Origin of the sequence: Bradyrhizobium sp. PUT101, from assembly GCF_052043945.1 — a bacterium.
Lineage (GTDB): Bacteria > Pseudomonadota > Alphaproteobacteria > Rhizobiales > Xanthobacteraceae > Bradyrhizobium.
Window position 1 is genome coordinate 1,912,113 of the sequence record NZ_CP197207.1, and the last position, 18,849, is coordinate 1,930,961.

The 18,849-nt window shown below is 62.5% G+C and carries 18 protein-coding genes; 4 read left to right on the forward strand and 14 right to left on the reverse strand.

All coding sequences use genetic code 11. The annotated features are described in order from the left end of the window. The 5 genes from ACSHT2_RS09430 to ACSHT2_RS09450 form a co-directional block, all read right to left on the reverse strand. A complete protein-coding gene (locus ACSHT2_RS09430) occupies positions 1-1,071 on the reverse strand; it encodes a branched-chain amino acid ABC transporter permease (RefSeq protein ID WP_440641317.1) in 1,071 nt (356 codons plus the stop codon). Positions 1,072-1,083: 12 nt separating this feature from the next. Next, positions 1,084-1,950, reverse strand: a complete 867-nt coding sequence (locus ACSHT2_RS09435; protein WP_440641318.1) for an ABC transporter permease subunit — start codon at positions 1,948-1,950, stop codon at positions 1,084-1,086. A 92-nt stretch (positions 1,951-2,042) separates the two neighbouring features. Then, a complete protein-coding gene (locus ACSHT2_RS09440) occupies positions 2,043-3,260 on the reverse strand; it encodes an urea ABC transporter substrate-binding protein (RefSeq protein WP_440642805.1) in 1,218 nt (405 codons plus the stop codon). A 58-nt stretch (positions 3,261-3,318) separates the two neighbouring features. Beyond that, positions 3,319-4,314 carry an acetamidase/formamidase family protein gene (locus tag ACSHT2_RS09445; protein WP_440641319.1) on the reverse strand — a complete coding sequence of 332 codons (996 nt, stop codon included), beginning with the start codon at positions 4,312-4,314 and terminating at the stop codon, positions 3,319-3,321. 17 nt (positions 4,315-4,331) lie between these two features. Further along, on the reverse strand, positions 4,332-5,732 hold the full coding sequence (locus tag ACSHT2_RS09450) for an amidase (protein ID WP_440641320.1): 1,401 nt from the start codon (positions 5,730-5,732) through the stop codon (positions 4,332-4,334). A 405-nt stretch (positions 5,733-6,137) separates the two neighbouring features. On the opposite strand from ACSHT2_RS09450, the gene ACSHT2_RS09455 reads away from it, so the two are divergent. Both ACSHT2_RS09455 and ACSHT2_RS09460 read left to right on the forward strand, forming a co-directional pair. After that, positions 6,138-7,313, forward strand: coding sequence for a transporter substrate-binding domain-containing protein (locus ACSHT2_RS09455; RefSeq protein ID WP_440641321.1), 1,176 nt, complete (start codon positions 6,138-6,140; stop codon positions 7,311-7,313). Positions 7,314-7,387: 74 nt separating this feature from the next. Further along, positions 7,388-7,897: an ANTAR domain-containing response regulator gene (locus tag ACSHT2_RS09460; protein ID WP_440641322.1), complete on the forward strand. Its 510-nt coding sequence runs from the start codon at positions 7,388-7,390 to the stop codon at positions 7,895-7,897. 595 nt (positions 7,898-8,492) lie between these two features. Here the strand turns inward: ACSHT2_RS09460 and ACSHT2_RS09465 are convergent. The 9 genes from ACSHT2_RS09465 to ACSHT2_RS09505 form a co-directional block, all read right to left on the reverse strand. After that, positions 8,493-8,783: a hypothetical protein gene (locus ACSHT2_RS09465; RefSeq protein ID WP_440641323.1), complete on the reverse strand. Its 291-nt coding sequence runs from the start codon at positions 8,781-8,783 to the stop codon at positions 8,493-8,495. A 98-nt stretch (positions 8,784-8,881) separates the two neighbouring features. Continuing rightward, entirely contained in the window at positions 8,882-9,874 is a 993-nt protein-coding gene (locus ACSHT2_RS09470; protein WP_440641324.1) for a branched-chain amino acid ABC transporter permease, read from the reverse strand. After that, on the reverse strand, positions 9,871-10,734 hold the full coding sequence (locus ACSHT2_RS09475; RefSeq protein ID WP_440641325.1) for a branched-chain amino acid ABC transporter permease: 864 nt from the start codon (positions 10,732-10,734) through the stop codon (positions 9,871-9,873). Before ACSHT2_RS09475 ends, ACSHT2_RS09470 begins: the two co-directional genes overlap by 4 nt. Positions 10,735-10,746: 12 nt before the next feature. Further along, on the reverse strand, positions 10,747-11,451 hold the full coding sequence (locus ACSHT2_RS09480) for an ABC transporter ATP-binding protein (RefSeq protein WP_131873511.1): 705 nt from the start codon (positions 11,449-11,451) through the stop codon (positions 10,747-10,749). Then, positions 11,444-12,163, reverse strand: a complete 720-nt coding sequence (locus ACSHT2_RS09485) for an ABC transporter ATP-binding protein (protein ID WP_131873509.1) — start codon at positions 12,161-12,163, stop codon at positions 11,444-11,446. The genes ACSHT2_RS09480 and ACSHT2_RS09485 overlap by 8 nt, the downstream gene beginning before the upstream one ends. 7 nt (positions 12,164-12,170) lie before the next feature. Further along, positions 12,171-13,415 carry an ABC transporter substrate-binding protein gene (locus tag ACSHT2_RS09490; RefSeq protein WP_131873507.1) on the reverse strand — a complete coding sequence of 415 codons (1,245 nt, stop codon included), beginning with the start codon at positions 13,413-13,415 and terminating at the stop codon, positions 12,171-12,173. A 57-nt stretch (positions 13,416-13,472) separates the two neighbouring features. Then, positions 13,473-14,387: an SDR family NAD(P)-dependent oxidoreductase gene (locus ACSHT2_RS09495; protein ID WP_440641326.1), complete on the reverse strand. Its 915-nt coding sequence runs from the start codon at positions 14,385-14,387 to the stop codon at positions 13,473-13,475. Between the two features lie 62 nt (positions 14,388-14,449). Next, positions 14,450-15,589 carry a thiolase C-terminal domain-containing protein gene (locus tag ACSHT2_RS09500; RefSeq protein ID WP_440641327.1) on the reverse strand — a complete coding sequence of 380 codons (1,140 nt, stop codon included), beginning with the start codon at positions 15,587-15,589 and terminating at the stop codon, positions 14,450-14,452. 3 nt (positions 15,590-15,592) lie between these two features. Then, on the reverse strand, positions 15,593-16,006 hold the full coding sequence (locus ACSHT2_RS09505) for a Zn-ribbon domain-containing OB-fold protein (RefSeq protein ID WP_440641328.1): 414 nt from the start codon (positions 16,004-16,006) through the stop codon (positions 15,593-15,595). Between the two features lie 121 nt (positions 16,007-16,127). On the opposite strand from ACSHT2_RS09505, the gene ACSHT2_RS09510 reads away from it, so the two are divergent. Together ACSHT2_RS09510 and ACSHT2_RS09515 are read left to right on the forward strand one after the other, a co-directional pair. Further along, positions 16,128-17,279: an acyl-CoA dehydrogenase family protein gene (locus ACSHT2_RS09510; RefSeq protein ID WP_440641329.1), complete on the forward strand. Its 1,152-nt coding sequence runs from the start codon at positions 16,128-16,130 to the stop codon at positions 17,277-17,279. A gap of 40 nt (positions 17,280-17,319) precedes the next feature. Further along, positions 17,320-18,846, forward strand: a complete 1,527-nt coding sequence (locus ACSHT2_RS09515; protein ID WP_440641330.1) for an acyl-CoA synthetase — start codon at positions 17,320-17,322, stop codon at positions 18,844-18,846. Positions 18,847-18,849 lie beyond the last annotated feature (3 nt).

An 18,849-nucleotide genomic window follows, 5' to 3' on the forward strand; every position in this document is an offset into this window, starting at 1 on the left:
TCAGGACTCTCCCGACTGCAAGCGACCGGCCTCCGCGATGACGGCTCCGTCACCACCACGTCGTCCGCGCCACCAGTCGGCGGCGAGCTTGCCGATGCCGAGCACAAAGCCCTGTGGCGCCAGCATCACCGTGGCGAGCAGCAGCCCTCCCATCAGCACGAGCGCGGCCTGCTGGCTGTAGACCGTGATGGTCTGAAAGCCGAACAGCAGCAGGAATGACCCGACCAGCGTCGCAGTCAGATCGCTGCGCCCGGAAAAGGCCACCCACACGATCGGCATGGCGGCCGCAGGCAAGCCAATGCTGGACGGCGTGATGAACTGTCCCCAAGACGTGTAGAGCGCGCCGCTGAGGCCTGCGAGGCCGCTGCCGATCACAAAGGTCAGCAGCTGATATTTCCGCACATCATAGCCCAGCATCTCGGCGCGTTCCGGACTCTCGCGCGTCGCCACGATGACGTTGCCGATGTCCGAGTTCACCAGCATGCGCAGCGCGAGATAGACGATCACGATCAGCGCGACCATGACGTAGTAAAGTGCTGCGCCCTCGATATAGAAATCTCCCACGGTCAGCGGGTCCATCCCCTTCATGCCGTTGAAGCCGTTCAGCCGCGCCGGACCGATGTGCCATTCCGGCCCTGCCGTCTGTCCGAGGAAAAAGGCGAGCACCAGCGTTGCGGACAGCGTCACGATGCCGAAGAATATGCCGTTGATCCCGCCCCAGATCATGAAGTAGCCGAGGATGCCGGCCGCGATCATCGCGAGGGCGACGGAGAGCACGAGCGCGGCGATCGTCGCGGTGCCGCCGCCCATGTTGATCGCGAGCACGCCGTAGCCGTAACCTGCGATGCCGAAGAAGAGCGTCTGCCCGAACGACAACATGCCGCCGTAGCCCCACATCAGGCAGAGACCGAGCGCCATGAAGATCCAGATCAGGAAGTAGGCAAAATTACCGACATCGTAGGAATCGGCGAACAGCGGATAGACCAGTGCACCCGCCAGCACCGCCAGGAAGCAGGACCAAAAGACCTTGCCGCGCCCGAGCGTCTGCGGCCCTTCCAGCAGCTTGAACATCACGATCTCCCTTTAGCGGCCACGACGAACCAGCACGCTGGAGAGCCCTTCGGGCAACACCCGGATGATCAGGATGACGGCAACCAGCATGCCGATCTGTCCGATGATCTGACCGTAGCTCGCATTCAATGCCATCCGGATCATGGCTAAGAATACGGCGGCCGGCGCCGTTCCGAGCAGCACGTTGGCGCCACCGATCACCACCGTCACGAAGCTTTCGACTACGAAGGTCGCGCCCATGGTCGGGATCAGCGTCATGGTCGGCGCGTAAAGTGCCCCGCAAAGCCCGGCGAGGCCGGCTCCGATCCCGAAGCTGATCGCATAGATGCGGCCGGTACGCGCGCCGAGTGACTTCGCCATTGCAGCATTCTGCATCGTGGCGCGGGCGATCACGCCGAACCGCGTCTTCATGAATATGAAGTAAAGTCCGGCCAATACGGCCACGGCGCAACCGAACAGCACGAGGCGATAGGTAGAGAAAGTGTAGCCGCCGATCGCGAAATTTCCCTCGGGCGTTCCGATGCCGCGCACGGTGGAGCCGACGATCAGGAGCATCGATTGCGTCACGATGAGGCTCAGTCCCCAGGTCGCGAGCAGCGAATCCAGCGGCCGCTTGTAGAAGCGTCGCACGACGAGGAACTCGACGACGACACCGATGAGACCCGCGGTCACCGCGGCCATGATCTGGGCAATCGCGAGCGGCACGCCAAGATTCACCAGGCCAACGGTGACATAGGCGCCGCACATGATGAACTCGCCATGTGCCATGTTGATGACCCCCATCATCCCAAACACGATGGCGAGGCCTGCCGCCGAGAGAATGAGAAACGCGAACACGTCGGCGAACTGATAGAATGCCGAGAACAATTCAGCCGACATCTTGATCCCCTTGTCGCTCCCGGCGCCGCATCGTTACGGCGCCGGCCTTCGAGATCGTGATGCGCAACACGAGCAAGATCCGCGCCCGGACATCACGATTTCTTGGGGAGATGGCTCGGCGTGTACTGATCCTTGTCGTTTTTCTTGGTCAGATCGCAGCCGATCTCGCCAAGCCAGTAAGGCTGGATCGTGCCGTAGTCCTTCTCGACCTTCACTTCGTGCTTCGGTCCGACCGAGATCAGGCGCATGCGGTGCGACGTGTGCTGGCTCTTGGGATCGATGCAGACCTTACCCTCCGGAGCGTCGATGCAGGCATCGCCGGTCGCAATGACCTTGCGCATGTCCTCGAGCTTGACCGACTTGGCCTTCTCGACCAGCGCCTTGTACATGTAGAGCGCATTATAGGCGTTGTATCCCATGTCGTTTATGTAGAGCTCGTCGGGGAATTTGGCGCGCCAGCGCTTCTTGAATTCGTTGGCCTCGGGCGTATCGATCTCCTCGAACCAGTTCGCAGTCGCGTGCATGTTGTTGAGCGCCGGCGGCTTGAACCGCTTGTGCTCGAATCCGAGCATGACCTTGATCGACGAGCCCATTGGCAGGTTCAGGTTGGCGGCAGCCGCCTGCTCGAAGAACGAGTCCTGGGCAGCACCGACATTGATCGTCAGCAACCAATCCGGCTTTGCCTTCTGGATGTTCTGGATGGTCTGCGCGAACTGGGACACGCCGAGTGGAATGAACTCCTCGCCCACGACTTCGCCGCCGAGATCCTTCATGATCTTGCGGTTCCACTCGGCCGAAATCTGACCGAAATTGTAGTCGGCAGCGATCACATAGACCTTCTTGCCGAATTTCTCGACCATCCAGGGGATCAGCGTCGAGAATTGCTGCTCGGGCACCGCACCCATGCTGATCATGCTGGCGTCGCAAACGCCGCCTTCGTACTGATTGGTGTAGATGTAAGGCGTCGTGGTGCGATCGACGATCGGACGCAGCGCTTCGCGCGAGGCCGAGGTGATGCCGCCGATCAGCACGTCCACCTTGTCCCGATTGAGCAGGCGCCGGCCGAATTCCTGATAGCGTGCGTTGTCGCCCTGCGGATCGAGGTGGATTAGCTCGATCTGACGCCCCATGATGCCGCCGCTCTTGTTGATCTCCTCGACGGCGAGCTGCGAGCCGTGCAGCTTCGGCATGCCCATCAAAGCCAGATCGCCGGACACGTCCTCGAGCAGGCCTACCTTCAGCGGTGGGTCCGCGGCCCGAGCAGCACTCATCGTCGTCGCTGCACCGAGCATGGCGCCGAGCAAAGCCATCCGTAACTTATGTCCCGAATTCATCGTGATGTCCCCTGTGATTGAAAGCGGTTGGACGTCAAGGCTTGAGGTAATTCTTGAGGATCGAGGCCCCCATCGTGTACTTGGGGTCGACCATGTTGCCGAGGCGCATGCGTCCGGCCTGGCTGAGCAGCATGTAGGCGTCGATCTCGTCGAAGCCGTAATCGGCCGCCATCCACCGGACGAGCTCGCGATAGGCGATGCGCGCCGCGTCCTCGAGCGGACGCGCGCTTCCGATCGTCATGATGAAGTCCTTGGTCTCAAGCCGGGGCCAGGCGAAGCTCCAGTCCTTGATGAGGTCGACCTGCAATGTGACGGTCGCGCGCTGCTCCATCGCCACGCCGGAAAGCTCGCCGTCGCCTTGTGTTGCGTGGCAATCGCCGACGTAGAGCATTCCGCCGTCGGTATGGACCGGGAAATAGATGATTGCACCCGGAGCGACGTCGGGCAAATCCATGTTGCCGCCATGATAGTCCGGTTGCAGCGAGGAGATCGCCTCGATCTCCGGCGAGACGCCGATGGTGCCGATGAACGGCTCGTAAGGCAGCGTGAGCTTGTCGTTCCAGCGCACGCCGTTCCTATCGACGTGCAACTTCTTCACGCGCTCCGGCAGCGGCGGATTCAGCAGCGCCGTCGAGCCGGTTCCGACCAGTCCGCCGAACTCCGGGATGATGCAGGTCGTGCCGGCCGGCTGCTCGCCCCGGGTCTCGACATCGCGGATATAGATCGCAAGACAATCGCCCTTCTTGGCGCCCTTCACCGCGATCGGCCCGCATTGCGGGTTGAGATAAGGGAAGTTGAGTTTGGCGGTGGGGCTGTCGGTCTCCTTGGTGAGCACGCCGCCGAAGGCATCTTCGGTCTCGACGACGACCACCCCGCCGGGGTCGATCGACAGGGTCGGCTTCGCATAGGGACCATAGACGTAGTGGAAGCCGCCCTGCTGCTCGATCGTTAGACTATGCGTCGCGCCGGTCGCGCCTTTGGCAAGGGCACGCTTGGCCATAATGGATGTCTTCAACCAGTCTTCGGACATGTGATCGGCCCCTCCGCTCAGATCCCGGGATGACGCTTGTGCCAGTCGGTCACGCGTTGGAACGCATCGCCTGCACGAACGAGGCCGGCTTCATCGAAATGACGGCCCACGAACTGGAAGCCCACCGGGCCCCCATTCGCAGCGAAACCTCCGGGCAGCGTCACGGTCGGACTTCCCGTCATGTCGAAAGGACACGTGAAGCGGAGCAGGCCACCGATCAGCGAGGCGTCCTCACCGAGCGCCGCCATCTTGGCAAGAGTGGGCGCCGCGAACGCTTGGGCCGGGATAGCGATGAGATCGACAGTCTCGAACAGCATGCGCACCGCGCCGCGAAACGCTTCGCGCCGGAGCACGATCTTCTGATAGTCCATGCCGGACTGCTGCCGGCCGAGATCGAGCAGGCCCGCGAGCGCCGGGCCGTACTCATCCTTGCGTGCCGGATAGGTGTCCTCGTGCGCGACCGCGACCTCGACACCACAGAGCGGGAACCAGTCGTCGATAATCGCCTTGGGATCGGGAAACTCGATCTCCTTGATCTTCGCGCCAACATCGGCCGCCACACGCAAGCCCTCGGCGAGCACCTTGGCCGCATCGCCGTCGATGCCTTCGGTGGTCCAGCGACGGTCGACGCCGATCGTGACGCCCCGCAGGTCGCCGGAGAGACCTTTGAGATAGTCCGGCACGGCGAGGGGTACCGATGTCATGTCCTTGGGATCCTGCCCCGCGATTACGCCGAGGATGGCGCCGCAATCGACTGCGCTCCGTGCCATCGGGCCGATGTGATCCAGCGTTGCCGCGAGTTCGAACGCGCCGTACCGGCTGACGCGTCCCCAGGTCGGCTTGAGTCCGGTGACACCATTGGCCGCTGACGGAAAGCGGATCGATCCGCCGGTGTCGGTGCCGAGGGAGCCGAAGCAAAGCCCAGCCGCGGTGGCAACGCCGGACCCACTCGAAGAGGCCCCGGGCCAGAGGTCCGGATTCCAGGGATTCTTCGGCGGGTCGATCTTCGGATGATGATCGGCATAGGCACCTTCGGTCTGTTGCAGCTTGCCGAGAATGATGGCGCCGGCATCCTTCAGCCGCGCGACCACCGTTGCATCCTCGGTGGGACGAAAGTCGCGGTGAATCGTCATGCCATGCGCAGCAGGTGCGCCTTTGGCCCAGCAGAGATCCTTGACCGCCACCGGCACTCCGTGCAGCGGTCCCCTGATCTTGCCGGAAGCGATCTCCTTCTCAGCCGCAGCCGCCTCTGCGAGCGCCGAGTCGGCCATCACATACGCAAAACTCTTGAGCCTGCCGTCCAGCTTCTCGATCCGCCCGAGCATCGCCTTGGTCGCTTCAACCGGCGACAACTCCTTCGTCTGGATCTTCCGCCCAATGTCGACGAGCCCGAGATAGTGGAGATCTCCTGCCGCCATCGCTCTTCATCCTCCCGCTCGACGTGACGCATCCGTTTCACGCGTGCGTCACCGTTCTGGCGATGCGGACGCATCGCCAGCTTTCTTGGCGGCAAAAGAAAAAAGCCACCCGCCCCTCCCGAATGAGGTGACGAATGGCTCAAATGCCGCGGCTATGATCTGTCGCTCAGGGTCCGTGATCGAACGAAGCACTTAGTGCAAGAGCTGGACGTCATCGGCCAGATCGGCGCACGCTAGGTTCTACAGGTAGCCCTGTAGGAGAAAAGTCTAAGTAACTGCCCATCGCATTGTCAACGATGCTGTCTGCCTAAATTTCGAGAGTGCTGCGCAGCAAAACGGCAAGCTACTTGCGCTGTCCTCGGCCATGATGATTTCATCTTCGCATTGCGCAATCGAAAGCCGTCCATGACCAAGCCTTCTGTTCCCGTCGGCATCATCTGCTCGCAGTCGGGGCCCTATCAGGCGATGGGCCGCGAGATCCTCAAGAGCGCCATGATGGCGGTCGACGAGATCAACAGCCAGGCGGAGTTCGACTTCTCGATCACACCCCACATCCGCGATCCCCGCGGCGTCGTCTCCGAATATCACACGGTCTGCGACGACCTCATCCGCAATGTCGGCGTCGAGCATATCATCGGTTGCTATACGTCGGCATCGCGCAAGCAGGTCCTGCCGATCGTCGAGCGCACCGATCGCCTGCTCTGGTATCCTGCGCGCTATGAAGGGTTCGAGTGCTCCGACAACGTCATCTATGTCGGCGCCTCACCCAATCACAACGTCCTGCCGCTCGTTCGTTACGTGCTCGACAATCTGTCGCGCGAGATCTTCTGTGTCGGTTCCAATTATGTGTGGACATGGGAGACCAATCGGGTCACCCGGGAATTGGTCAGCGCGGCCAAAGGCCACATCCTAGCCGAACGACTGCTCGAACTCGGCGAGAGCGCTGTCGGGCACATCGTCGACGAGATCGTCCGCCGCAAGCCACCGATCGTCTTCAACACCCTCGTCGGAAGCTCCAGCTACGACTTCATCCGCGCGTTCCACGCCGGCACCAAGGCTGCGGGGCTGGAGATTCCGATGCTAAGCTGCAGCCTGTGCGAGCCGGAACTGGCGATTGTCGGACCGGCCTCCGCCGGCTGCATCACATCGTCCGCCTATTTCGAGAGCATCCGCCTGCCGGAAAACCGCGCCTTCGTCGCGCGCTGGAAGACGCGCTACGGCGAGGACAGCAGCCCCTCCGTTGACGGGCAATCCGCCTATGTCGCAGTCTATCTGCTGGCGCGCGCCCTACAGCGCGCTGGCACGTCCGCCATCGCGGAAGTGCGGCGCGCCGCGGCCGGGTATCGCTACAATTCGCCGCAAGGTCCCGTCTGGATTGACGGAGGCAACAATCATTGCGTCCTTACACCGCGACTTGCCGTGTCCAATCCAAACGGGCAGTTTGATATCTTCTGGGAAGCCGACGCACCTGTTAAGCCTGATCCATACTTGACGCAGCTCGACCTTGCCGTCAGCCTATCGAGGGACACCTCGGCGGGAGGCGCATTGCCGAATGCGCCGCATTTGCGGGTTGTGAAATGAGCAGACCGTCTTCATTTTCGCTGCGCGGTCGCAAGGCCCTCGTCGCCATCAAGGACGAACGCGACGCGACCATCGTGCGACGCCAGTTCGAGCGCCTCGGCATCGAAGGCGTCGCGTGGACCCCGGGCGAGCTGGTCGATGTCGCATCGGATCTGTCGCTGATCGATGACGAGTTCCTGCCGTTGCTGCAACCGGAGCAACGCGCGTTCGTGGCGCGATCGCCTGTCATCGCCCTGCTCGGCACGGAGACGCCGAGCCGCCTGAAGCTGGTGCTTGAACTCGACCCAGCCTCGTTTCTCGTCAAACCGTTGCGATCGGCCGGCATCTATGCAGCGCTCGTCATGGCATTCGAGCGAAGCGAACGCACAAGGGAATTGAGGCAGCAGGTCCTCAAGCTCGAGCAGCGTCTGCGGTCACGTCGCGTTGTGCTTGCCGCAGTCCTCCAGGTGATGCATTCGCACGCGCTGGCCGAGCCCGCTGCCTTCACATTGATACGCAGAACCGCGATGGAGCAACGCAAGACGATCGAAGAACTCTCGGCGGAGATTACGGCACGGGGCATGCTCCCGCGCGCAACCGGTTAGGTCGCCTTCGACGCGGGCTGGGATCAGGTCGCAATCTCCCGTGCTGTGCTCCAACCCCTGGGTTTGCATCGTGCATTGAGCAGATGAGCCGCAGCACGCGCATCGCATAGCGCGCGGCTGACCCACTCGACGTTGCTCACCGGGCTTTGCCCAAGGGACGCTCTTTGTCGCTGCATTGACCTTCCGGCTCGCCTTGCTGACCATTTCATCGAACGCGCGTTGGCATGCCGTTCTATCATTGCTTCTGACAGGCAAGCTGGCATGAACCCGTGGGAGCGGATCACCGAAAGCCAGGTCACCGGCAAGCCTCATCGATCGCTATCAAAACTGAAGCAGCGGTGTAGCTGCGGACACCGGAGCGGCTCAAGCCACGTTTCCAAATACCGGTACATTCCAAACGGCCCATTGGCTGGCAATCGCCAACCGCCATATTAGTGCTGGATCGGGCCCATCGGCGTCTGATGACCGGGGGAAAGACGCCTAGCTTCGTCCAGGCTGAGCTGACGCGCTCCCTCATCGCACAATGCCGTCTAAGATCAGCCAGTCCGATCCATCATGGGCAGGTTTGAGCAAGCACCGGCTAAAGAACGGCGGTTTAAACAGGTCGAGGAGGCAATTGATGCTCCTGCTGAGCACCTCCTAGAAATGAGCAGCCCTTCGATGATGGCACATCGAGGCGAACAGCAACACCATCCAGATCTGAGCTCGACGCCGGATAGAACTTCATGACCAGCGGATCGTGGCCGGGAACGATGTGGCCGGCGCTGGTTGCCGCTGCGCGCAACTTGTCGTAGCCCACGAGCATGTCGCCGACATGAAACGCTGTCGTGAAGGGACGTTCGCTGTTGATGTTCTCGTAGAAATGGCTGACGTCGGAGGCGAGCACGACAGGCCGGCGCCTACCTTCGTCAGTCCGCTGCGAGCGAGCGCAGCCAAGCGAGCCGGGAGATCGCCCCTTCTCGGCGAGCCATTCTTGCGCTGGACTCAGGTCTTCGTCAGCTTGGGAATGCACCGCGTCAGGAGCCTCTCAAACAGCGGCAGCAAGCCGCTCGGCGTTGCGAGGATGACGACGATCACGACGATGCCGTAAATGAAGTAGTGCAGTCCCGGCACCACACCGCCAAGTTTACCGCGCAGTACTTCGCCCAGCGGCACCAATAGCAGCGCTCCAAGCGCTGGACCATAGGCGCGGCCAAGACCACCGACCGTCGCAAAGAGCACGATTTCGATCGTGATCACAGGCGAAGCAAGCAGGTAAGGGTCCGCGAATGTCAGATACCGCACATAAGCGGTCCCCACGATCGACGTGAGCACGGCGGAGACTATCATCGCGATAGTCTTGTGGCGCAACACATTGACGCCGATCGCCTGCGCGGCCTTTTCATTGTCCCGGATGGTACGCAGATAATAGCCAAGCGGCGCGTTGAGGATCGCGACATTGACCAGCACGGTCAGCGCCGCAAGCCCGAGCATAACCCAGAATGCGCCACGCCCGCCGCCGAATTGAAACGCCAATACATCGCCGGTGTCGCGCGGCAGCAGCAGACCGGACGCCCCGCCAAGAAAATCCCACCCCTCGACGACGATGGCGGCCATTTCCGCGAAGGCGAGCGTGATGAGCACGAAGGACAGGTGACCGAGCTGAAAGCGAAAGTCGATCCAGGCGATGATCGCGCCAAGCATCCCGGCCGTCGCTGCAGCGATCACAAGCCCGGCCCACATATTGACGCCGAACTTCACCAGCAACGCAGCGGACAGCATCGCGCCGGTTCCGATGAACAGGCTATGGGCCAGCGAGATCTGCCCTCCCATGCCGCCGACGATATTCCAGGCCGATGCCAGCGCGACATAGACCAGCGCGATCGTCAGGATATGAACGTGATAGCTGCTCAGCATGAACGGCAGCACAGCGCTCAGCGCAAGGATGGTCCACAACCACGGTGAACGCAGCGTTCTGTAGAAATCTTCCCTGATCACGAGGCTCTCCAGGTGAGGCCCTGCGGCCTAAACAGCATGATCAAAACAAAGATCACATAGGGCACGAGCCGGCCCAGCGTGTCCGAGACGTAGATCGTACCAAACGCCTCGGAGATCCCGATCACGAGGCCGCCGAGCATGATGCCGACGAAGTTCGTCATACCGCCCAGCACCACCACCAACAGCGTGATCACAGTGTACTGCAGGCCCTGCGTGGGCTGGATCGGGGTGCCCGGCAGAAGCAGCGCGGCAGCGACCGCGAGAATGCCGATGCCAATCGCAAAGGTCAGGACCTGGACGCGGCCGACGTCAACGCCCATCAGTGCTGCGGCCCGTGCATTCTGATGCACGGCGCGTATCGAGCGACCGAAGTCGGTCGAACGCAGCATCACGAAGAGGCCAATCGCCATTGCGAAAGCCACGATGAACGCGATCAGATGCGGCAGTCTCAGCACAACGTCGCCAAGAATGATCAGCTTCGACTCGACGACCGACGGCGTGCGCGCCGGCTGCCCGCCGAAGACCATCAGAATGCCGTTCTGCAGCACCAGGCTCAGTCCCAGGGTCAACTGGACCACCATGAGAAACTGGTAGCCCACCATTGGCCTGAGAAGGAATCGGTAGACCAGTGCGCCGATCGCCGTCATGACGGGGATGGTGATGAGGGCGGACACATAGGGATCGAGGGCAAAGGCCGAAAACAACGCCAGGCACATGAACATGGCCAGCGAGATGAAGTCGCCATGCGCGAAGTTGACGATGCCACTCACGCCATAGACGAGTCCCATGCCGAGCGCGAGCAGCCCGTAGGTGCTCCCGATCAGAATGCCTTGCGCCAATGCCTGCCACAGTTCGCTCAATTCACTCTCCGTTCATAGCCCGAGATAGGCCTGTCGCGTGCGCGGATCGTCCCTGACGACCTCGGCGGTGCCTTCAACTGCAATATGGCCGCGCTCGAGCACATAGCAGCGCTGCGCATGGCGCAGCGTCAAATTGAGATTTTGCTCGACAAGCAGCATGGTCAGACCGTTCTTGTGCAGTTGGTCGATGATCTCGAAAATATGCTGCACGAACAGCGGGGACAGACCGAGCGAGGGTTCGTCCAGCATCAGGATGCGGGCCTCGGCCATCAGGCCGCGGCCGATCGCCAGCATCTGCTGTTCGCCGCCCGAAAGCGTGCCGGCCGGCTGCTGCAATCTCTCCTTCAGCCGCGGAAACAGCGCAAGCACCTTCTCCATCTGCCGCGGACGGTGCGGTCGCGCCCGGTCGCAAAATCCGCCAAGGAGCAAATTCTCACGCACGCTCATCTCGGGAAACACCAGCCTGCCCTCGGGCACCTGAATGATGCCGAGTTCGACCCGTTGCCGGGCCGTCGTGCCCGAGATGTCCTGGCCCTCCAACAGGATGCGGCCGGACATCGGCTTCACGATACCCGACAGGCTGTTGATGAGCGTGGTCTTGCCGGCGTTGTTGGCGCCGAGCAAGCCCACGATCTCGCCGGGAGCGAGCTTGACGGAAACCTCGCGCAGGATCGGAATGTCGCCATAGCCCGCGACGAGGCCATCGACCTCAAGCATCGAGATGCTCTCCGAAGTAGGCGTCAATGACCCGGCGATCATTGATGATCTCGTCCGGCGAGGCCTCGGCGATCTTCTCGCCGAAATTGATCACGACCATCCTCGTCGCAAGCCGCATGATCACCGGCATGACATGCTCCACCATGACGAACGTGACACCCTGCCGGTTCAACTCGCGGATGATGGCGATCGGTGCCTCCGTCTCGGCCATGGTGAGCCCGGCCATGACCTCGTCCAGCAGAATGCATTGCGGATCGGTCGCCACGCATTTGGCGAGCTCCAGCAGCTTCTTGTCCTGGAGCGACAGGGTCGCCGGTGTGTCGTCGAGCTTGCTCCCCAGCCCCACGCGCGTCAGGACCTGCGCGGCATAGTCGACCGCCTGCCGGATCGGCCTGCGGGTCAGCGCCGCCGTCGTCACGACATCGAGCGCGGTCATGTCGGCAAAAGTCTGGACGATCTGAAAACTGCGGATCAGGCCCCGGCGCGTCAGCCGGTCTGGCGACACGCCGACGATGCGCCTGCCATCGAAGCGGACGTCGCCGCTCGAGGGCGGGGTGAAGCCGGAGATGACGCCGAACAGCGTCGTTTTGCCGGCACCGTTCGGACCGATGATGCCGAGGATCTCGCCCCTCTCCACGGAAAAGCTTACCCCGTTCAGCGCCTGAAGGCCGCCGAACCGCTTACTGACCTTATCGACCTCGAGCAGCGCCACGGTCGCCTCAGGAACGCGGCCGCGGCGCGGCTTGCGCGAATTCCTTCGGGAACACCACTTCCTGCCCTTGATCCGGCAGCCACTGCACCATCATGGCCGTCCCGTCCTTGAGCAGGCGGTCCTCAGCGAACTGCAGCCCCTTCGGCTTGGCGATGTACAAATTTGGGTCACCAAACGGAATATTGAACTTCCTGAAGGCATCCAGCAACGCGTCGCTTTCGAGCGAGGACGTCGTTTCCAGTACCTGCTGCAGCACGCGCGCGCCCTGCGCGTATTGAATGGCGCCCTGGCCGATCCGGTCCAGTTTGGCGACGTCGCGCAATTCCGCAACGACCTTCTGCATCGAATCGATCTTGGCGCCGGCACTGAAGCCGGTCATGGCGAAGAGATTCCTCGTGAGCACGGCCTTGCCGATCTCTGGACCGAGATCCTTCCAAAGCGAGAGGTCCGAATATCCGCCAGTACCGCCACAAAAGAAGCTGCCGTGATAGTTGAGGTTGTAGCGCGCCTGGTGCAGCAGGATGCCGTCCCTTGGGGTCACCAGGCCCGTCACGACGTCGGGCTTCAGCGACCTGATGCGGATCATGGCAGCGGTCTGATCCTGGGCGCGGGTATCGAGCGGCGCTTCGCCGATGATCTCGATGCCGCTGGCCTTCAGCTTCGGCGCGAGGAAGCTGTTGACCTGCTGCCCGGCCTCGTAGTTCGAATAGCTCATCACTGCGGTCTTGATCGCGAACTTGCTGTTGTCGCGCAGCGAGATGATGAAATCATGCAACGTTTGCGCGTAGCCGCGGTCATAGGGATAGCCGAGCGAGAACATGTATTTCGAATGCGCTCCGCCGGCCCATATCGAGAGCGTCGGGACCTTCAATTCGTCCAGCACCGGCGTCAACGCCAGCATCTGCGCGCTGAGAATGGTACCGGTCAGCAGATGCACCTTCTCTTCAGTGATCAGCCGACGCGCCTCGGTGGCGGTACGCGCGGGCTGACTGGTGTCGTCCGCCTGGATCAGCTCGATTTTCGCTCCGCCTTTGCTCTTGATACCGCCCGCGTCGTTGATCTTCTTGATCATGTATTGCAGCGCAGGTTGCCCTTCCTGGGCATAGGCCGACAGGCCCCCGCTCATCGAATTGATGACGCCGATCTTGATCGGCCCGTCGGCGGCGGCGGCTCGGCGGATCCATGGTGCAGCGACCGTTCCGAGCATGAGGCTGGTCGTGCCGATACCAAATGAGCGTCGGGTGATGGACAAAGGCGTTCCTCGATGTTTGTTGGTCGTTACTTGCAGGCGCGGTCTTATATGCGAACTCTAGATCGGGTCCCAGCTGAAAATGTCCGCCGAGCGGTCGAGCTTGTAGAACGAGCCCTTCAGCGCCGGCATCGCGTGCTCGGCGATCGTCTCGGTCGTCCAGCCCTCGCTCCGTTGCACCGAGCGGATCGGGCGCGACTGTCCCATCAGGAAGATCTCGTTCATCCGCACCGCAAAGATCTGACCGGTGACGTCCTTTGCCGCATCCGTCAGCAGGAAGGCCGAGAGCGGCGCGATCTTCTCCGGACCCATCTGCTTCATGCGTTCGACGCGGGCCTTTTCTGCGTCGGTCTCCGTCGGGATCGTGCCGATGAGGCGGCTCCAGGCGAAGGGCGAGACGCAGTTGGAGCGGACGTTGAAGCGGTTCATGTCGAGTGCGATCGACTTCGACAGGCCGACGATGCCGAGCTTCGCGGCGGCGTAGTTGGCCTGGCCGAAATTACCGATCAGACCGGAGGTCGAGGTGAAGTGCACGAAGGAGCCGCTCTCCTGCTCGCGAAACAGCCGTGCAGCGGCGTGGCTGACGTAGAACGAGCCCATCAGGTGGACCTTGATGACGGCTTCGAACGCCTCCACGCTCATGCGATGGAAAATTGCGTCACGCAGAATACCGGCATTGTTGACGACGCCGTCGAGCTTACCGTAGGTGTCGACCGCCTGCTTGACGATCTTGCTCGCGGGAATGGCTTCGGCGACGGTCTCGAAGTTCGCCACTGCCGTGCCGCCGGCCTTGCGGATCTCTTCCACGACCTCTTCCGCCGGCGCGGCATTGGTCCCGGCGCCATCCGGCGCTCCGCCGGGATCGTTGACCACGACCTTGGCGCCTTGTGCCGCGCAGAGCAGCGCGATCTCGCGCCCGATGCCGCGGCCCGCGCCGGTGACGATGACGACCTTATCTTGAAGTAGTTTTGTCATGTGGCTGTCTCCTCCGTGTCCATCCTTCCGGGATCTTGCGAAGCATCCGGAACGACGAGGCACTATCTCTCGTTCGTAAACACGATCGTGCCACTTGCGGCGAACATGCCGCCGACGCCGTGGCACACCGATATCTTCGCGTTCGGCACCTGTGCCGGCGCGATGCCGCGCATCTGGCGTACGCTCTCCTGCAGCGCGTACATGCCGTACATGCCCGAATGCATGTAGGACAGGCCGCCGCCATTGGTGTTGAGCGGCAACTTAGCCCCAGGCCGCGTGTTGCCGTCCGCGATGAACCGGCCGGTTTCTTCGTACGGCATGAAGCCGAGATCGCCGAGGCCGAACAGGGGCAGATGCGCGAACGCATCGTAGATCATGAGATGATCGACGTCCTCATGCGCAATGCCGGCCTCCTTGAACGCCAGCGGCCCTGCGACCTTGAACGCGCGCGAGGAATTGAACGTCTCCATCTGGCTGACCATCGGCGTCTCCACGCTCTCGCCGGTGCCCATGATGTAGACGGGCTTGCGCGGAAAGTCCCTGGCGCGGTCCGCGGAGGTCAAGATCAGCGCACCGCCGCCGTCGGTGACGAGGCAGCACTGCAGCAGGCGGAACGGATAGGCGATCATGCGCGAGTTGAGCACGTCGGCGACCGTGATCGGCTCCTTCATCATCGCGCGCGGATTCTTCGCCGCCCACTCCCGCTGCATTACCGCAACCGAGGCGAGCTGCTCGTGGGTGATGCCATAGGTCTTCATGAAGCGCAGCACGGGGATCGGAAACATGCTGGGCGGACCGTAGACGCCATAGGGCGCCTCGAACTGGCCGTTGAGGCTGTCCGGCGGGGTCGAGCGCGGCAGCTTGCCGATCATCGACTTGCCGCTCTCGGCGTGGGTGATCAGCACGGTCTTGCACAGGCCGGCCTCGATTGCCGCGGCGGCATGGCGAACGTGCAGCATGAACGAGCAGCCGCCGACCGAGGTGCCGTCAACCCAGGTCGGCTTGATGCCGAGATAGTGGCAGACCTGCTGCGGGGTTTCGACCGCGGTGGCGAAGCCGTCGATGTCGGATAGCTTCAGCCCGGCGTCTGCAATGGCGTTGAGCGCGGCGTCCGCATGGAGCTGGAGCTGCGAGGCGTTGGGGATGACGCCGAGCTCGGTGGTCTCGGCCGCGCCGACGACGGCAACCTGGTTCTTGCGCATGGCTTATCCCTTCGCCGGACGGAAGACGGGGAGGGTGATCTTGTCGTCGAGCTCCTGGAACGCGACCTCGAGCTTCATGTCGAGCTCGAGCGCCTCCGGCGTCTGCGGGCAGTCGATGATGTTGCTCATCATTCGCGGGCCCTCGTCGAGCTCGACCACGGCGATGGCGTAAGGCGGCGTGAAGCCCGGCGCGGCGGGACGATGGTTGATCACGTAGCTGTAGAGAAAGCCCTTGCCGCTCGCCTTGAAGATGCTGACCTTGCGCGAGGCGCAGGAAGGGCAGAACGGGCGCGGCGGAAAGTAGACATGCGCGCAGGCATCGCAGCGCTGCAGGCGCAATTCGCCCGCTTTCGTCCCCTCCCAGAAATGCTGCGTCTCCGGCGTCGGCTTTGGACGCGCGCGCATCGGCGCTGACATTCGTATCCTCCTCGCTCCCGGAATCGCTTTCCGGATTTCCAGCTCACACCGGACTTGCCATGCAGAACCGCAAATGTCAATTTTGCGAAAATCAATTTCGCAAATGACAAGCGGAGCCGAGATGGCCATTCCCCAAGCGATCTACACACCCGACCACCAGCTTTTCCGCGACACGGTAAAAAAGTTCATCGAGCGGGAGATCGCGCCGTTTCACGCCCAGTGGGAAAAGGACGGTGTTGTCGACCGCAATCTGTGGCGGCGCGCCGGCGAGGCCGGCCTGCTCTGCACGTCAATTCCCGCGCAATATGGCGGCGGCGACGGCGATTTCCTGCATAGCGCCATCGTGACCGAAGAACTGTCGCGCGCCGTCTTCAACGGACCGGGCTTCCGCGTGCATTCCGACATCGCGGCCTTCTACATCCTCAACCACGGCAGCGAGGCGCAGAGAGAGAAATGGCTGCCTCGGATGGCGTCCGGAGAGACGGTCGCGGCATTGGCGATGACCGAACCGGGCGCCGGAAGCGATCTGCAGGCGATCCGCACCACGGCCGTCCGTGATGGCGACGTCTTCGTGGTCAACGGTTCGAAGACGTTCATCACGAACGGCCAGCTTGCCGATCTCGTCATCCTCGCCTGCAAGACCGACCCACGCAGCGGATCCAAGGGCATCAGCCTGCTCCTGGTCGAGAGCAGCAGCGCCGGCTTTGCGCGAGGCCGAAATCTCGAGAAGCTCGGCATGAAGGCTCAGGACACCTCCGAACTGTTCTTCGACAATGTCCGCGTTCCCGTGGAGAACCTGCTCGGCGAGGAGGGGCGCGGCTTCCGTTACCTCATGCATGAGCTTCCACAGGAGCGGCTGCTTGTCGCGATCACCGCCATTGCCGGCGCTGAAGCCGCCATCGAATGGACCATCGACTACACCCATCGGCGACAGGCTTTCGGCAAGCCGCTGGCGGATTTCCAGCACAACCGATTCAAGCTGGCCGAAATGAAGACGGAAGTTCAGATCGGCCGCGTCTTCCTCGACCGGTGCATGGAGCTGCATCTTCAGGGCCAGTTGAACGTCGAGGCGGCCGCGATGTGCAAATACTGGTCGACGGAGCTCGAGTGCCGCGTGGTGGACCAATGCGTGCAAATGCATGGCGGCTACGGCTACATGCTGGAATACCCCATCACCCGCGCCTACGCCGACGCCAGGGTCCGCCGCATCTACGGCGGCTCCAACGAAATCATGCGCGAGCTTGTCGCAAGGTCGCTGCAGCCGGCCTCGTGACACTGTCCGACAGCGCCGAGAATTCCAGGGAGAACACAGGATGAGCACGTCAAACGGGCTGATCAGCGGAACGCGCTCGCGTCAGTTCGACGCGGTTGGGCAAAGGGTTCGACAAATCGCCGGCGGACTGCATCGCCTCGGCGTCCGGCAGGGTGACTGCGTCTGCATCCTGATGCGCAACGACATCACCTTTCTAGAGATCACCTATGCCGTGATGCTGATCGGAGGCTACGCCGTTCCGATCAACTGGCATTTCAAGCCCGACGAAGTCGCCTACGTGGTCGGGGATACCGGGACCCGCGTCCTTGCCGGACATGCCGATCTGATGCGCGTGCTCGGCACAGTCATTCCCGGCGAAGTCCATCGGCTCTGTGTCGAAGTGCCGCAGGAAATCGTAACCGCTTTCGGCGTGCAGAGCATCGCTCCGCCCGCCGGCGAGGACTTCGAAGCCTGGCTTGCGGTCCAAGAGCCCTATGACGGTCCGACCATGCCTGCACCCGCGAGCATGATCTATACTTCGGGTACGACCGGACATCCCAAGGGCGTTCGGCGCGATCCTCCCTCGCCGGAGCAGATCGCCAGGAACGAGCGGGTGCGCGAGACCGTTTACGGCCTGCGTCAGGGCGTTCGCGCCTTGCTGCCCGGGCCGCTCTACCACTCGGCCCCGAACGCGTTCGCGCTCCGCGCCGGTCGTCTGGGCGGCGCGCTGGTCCTGATGCCGCGCTTCGACGCCGAGTCACTTCTCGAACTGATCGAACGGGAGCGGATCGACTGCGCGCTGATGGTGCCGACGATGTTCGTGCGGCTGCTGCGCCTCCCCGAAGCGGCGCGCGCCAAATACGATCTGTCCTCGCTGCGCCACGTCGTTCACGCCGCGGCGCCCTGCCCGCCCGATGTGAAGCGGCAGATGCTGGATTGGTGGGGACCGGTGATCCACGAATATTACGGCAGCACCGAATCCGGCGCGATAACCTTCGCCACCCCCGAGGACGCGCGCCGCAAGCCGGGCACGGTCGGGCGCGTCCTCGACGGATGCGAGTTGCGCTTCTCCGACGGCAAGGGCGCCTGGCTCCCGGCCGGCGAGGTCGGCGAGATCTACAGCAGGACCAGCTACAATCCCGACTTCACCTACCAGAACCAGCCGGAGAAGCGCCGCGAGATCGAGCGCGACGGCCTGATCACGAGCGGCGACGTCGGTTACGTCGACGACGACGGCTATGTGTTCATCTCCGATCGCAAGCGCGACATGGTGATTTCGGGCGGCGTCAACATCTACCCTGCTGAAGTCGAAGCCGCGCTGCAGTCGCTGCCCGGAGTTCACGACTGCGCAGTGTTCGGCATACCGGACGAGGAGTTCGGCGAGGCGCTGATGGCCGTCATTGAACCCGTGGCCGGCGCGAATCCCGATCTGAACGAAATTCGCGCGGGTCTGAAGTCGTTGCTCTCAAACTACAAGGTACCCAAATATTTCGAGTTCAGGTCCTCGTTGCCGCGCGAGGACTCCGGCAAGATATTCAAGAGACGCTTGCGCGATCCCTATTGGCAGAATTCAGGCCGGAGTATCTGACGC